Genomic DNA, 2,012 nt, shown 5'->3' with positions numbered 1-2,012 from the left:
AGCAATGGTTGAAACCTTTGCCACACCTAGAAGGTAATCCCAATTAAGACGGTTAAATCAGTCAATTTCACCCACAACGATGATCTTTTTTTTGTGTAGTTTTATTGCAAAAAAAAAGTTTTTTTGACAAAAGGCACAAAGTATGATATTAACCCAAGTGATTCCTGGCTGCGAGTAATTATTGTAGAGGGGGAGAGGGGAGAAAAGCTGACGGTTTCAAGATAACTGATCACCGATCACTGAAACATCACCCATCTTAATTTTTTTGAGCGGCCATCGTTAAGCGTTTTAATCCGGTTCTTAACATTTTCCCAGTATTCTCAAAATCGAATAGTATAGATTGAAATAACTCAATGTACGCAAACCTATGGATGGCAGCTTAATCCTGTTCAATATTCTCAATCCGCCGGTTTTGTTCTTTTTCTTGGGAATGCTGGCAGTATTTTTTAAATCCGACCTAGAGATTCCCCAACCACTGCCTAAACTCTTTTCTCTCTATCTTTTGATGGCGATTGGTTTCAAGGGAGGTTATGAACTAGCGGAAAGTGGCATCAATAACCAAATCGCTTTAACTTTGATTGCCTCTGTGGTTATGGCTTGCATCGTTCCCATTTACACTTTCTTTATCCTGAAAATTAAACTCGATAGTGCCAATGCAGCAGCGATCGCCGCAGCCTATGGTTCCATTAGTGCCGTTACTTTCATCACCGCCAGTTCTTTTTTAGAAAAACTTCATATTTCCTATGGCGGTCACATGGTAGCGGCCTTAGCTTTAATGGAATCGCCGGCGATTGTAGTGGGTTTAATCCTGGTGCGAGTCTTTAAAGAGAAAAATGGCGAAGAAGAAGCGTTTTCTTGGTCAAAGGTTCTACATGAAGCCTTTTTAAATGGTTCGGTATTTCTCTTAGTCGGTAGTGTTGTTGTTGGTATGCTCACAGGGGAAAAAGGCTGGGAAAAATTAGAACCTTTCACTCAAGAGATTTTTTATGGTGCGTTAACTTTCTTTCTCCTGGATATGGGATTAGTGGCTGCGAAAAGAATCCGGGAATTAGGCAAAACTGGTTCTTTTCTCATCGGTTTCTCGGTGTTCATTCCCGTCATCAATGCTATGGTGGGGATTCTCATTGCTAAGGTTCTCGGATTTGAACAGGGCAATGCTTTATTATTCGCTGTTTTGTGTGCCAGTGCCTCTTATATTGCTGTTCCTGCGGCCATGAGAATGACTGTTCCCGAAGCGAATCCTAGTTTATACGTTTCTATGGCCTTGGCTTTAACTTTTCCTTTCAATATCATCATCGGTATTCCTCTGTACCTAGAGATGATTAAAATCATTGGCTGTGGAGTCTAAAAGGCCCGGCGGTTTTTAAATAATTCCTGTCAAAATTGTTCTCTTTCACTTATCCTTTTTGTACTTAACTACCATGCTTGAATCCCCCCATCCTTCCCTACAAACTGTCAAAAAAGTGGACATAATTGTTAGTCATGCTTTTCTGGAAGAAACCTTAAGCGTTCTTGATGTTGTCGGAGTTTCCGGTTATACCGTCTTTGGCAGTACTTCGGGAAAAGGTGATCGAGGTTTATCCTGTGATGACTTGGATTGTGATTACAGTGGTAACTACATTATGACGGTTTGTAATAGTGACGAACAACTTGGTCGTCTGATCGATAAAGTTCAGCCTATTTTAAAAAAAGCTGGCGGAATTTTTGTGGTGACTACGGGCCAATGGCTAACTCATTAGACCTCTCGTAAAAATCAAAAATTGTCGTAAGTAGGGAGGCAAAATTATTTGTAGGATGGGTTAGCGGTAGCGTAAACTATGCGGGGGTTGGGTTTCATGCTTCAACCCAACCTACGTTCATCTTATATTTAATTCCTCCACCTACTTAGTTAATTAGGAGTCAGTCCCGATGAAAAAATTTTCACCCCCACAGATGAAAGAGGTTTCTTTCCCTACACCCCACACCCCACACCCTACACCCTCTTTTAAGTCAGGAGAACGATCTTTTCCGGT

At 41.1% G+C, this 2,012-nt stretch carries 2 protein-coding genes; both read left to right on the top strand.

Features of this window, described 5'->3' with window-relative positions:
- The first annotated feature begins 367 nt into the window (after window positions 1-367).
- Window positions 368-1,348, top strand: a complete 981-nt coding sequence (locus PX636_RS09270) for a sodium-dependent bicarbonate transport family permease (protein ID WP_079206547.1) — start codon at window positions 368-370, stop codon at window positions 1,346-1,348.
- A 73-nt stretch (window positions 1,349-1,421) separates the two neighbouring features.
- On the top strand, window positions 1,422-1,739 hold the full coding sequence (locus PX636_RS09265; RefSeq protein ID WP_079206545.1) for a P-II family nitrogen regulator: 318 nt from the start codon (window positions 1,422-1,424) through the stop codon (window positions 1,737-1,739).
- The last annotated feature ends 273 nt before the right edge of the window (window positions 1,740-2,012 follow it).

It is taken from the genome of Microcystis sp. M53598_WE2, assembly GCF_030067735.1.
GTDB lineage: Bacteria > Cyanobacteriota > Cyanobacteriia > Cyanobacteriales > Microcystaceae > Microcystis > Microcystis aeruginosa.
Note: the sequence above shows the minus strand (reverse complement) of the source record. Positions and strands in the feature narration are given on the sequence as shown.

Bases quoted from the DNA above. Each gene is read 5' to 3' on its own strand.
- PX636_RS09270 (WP_079206547.1), top strand. From the start codon at position 368: ATGGATGGCAGCTTAATCCTGTTCAATATTCTCAATCCGCCGGTTTTG.
- PX636_RS09265 (WP_079206545.1), top strand. From the start codon at position 1,422: ATGCTTGAATCCCCCCATCCTTCCCTACAAACTGTCAAAAAAGTGGAC.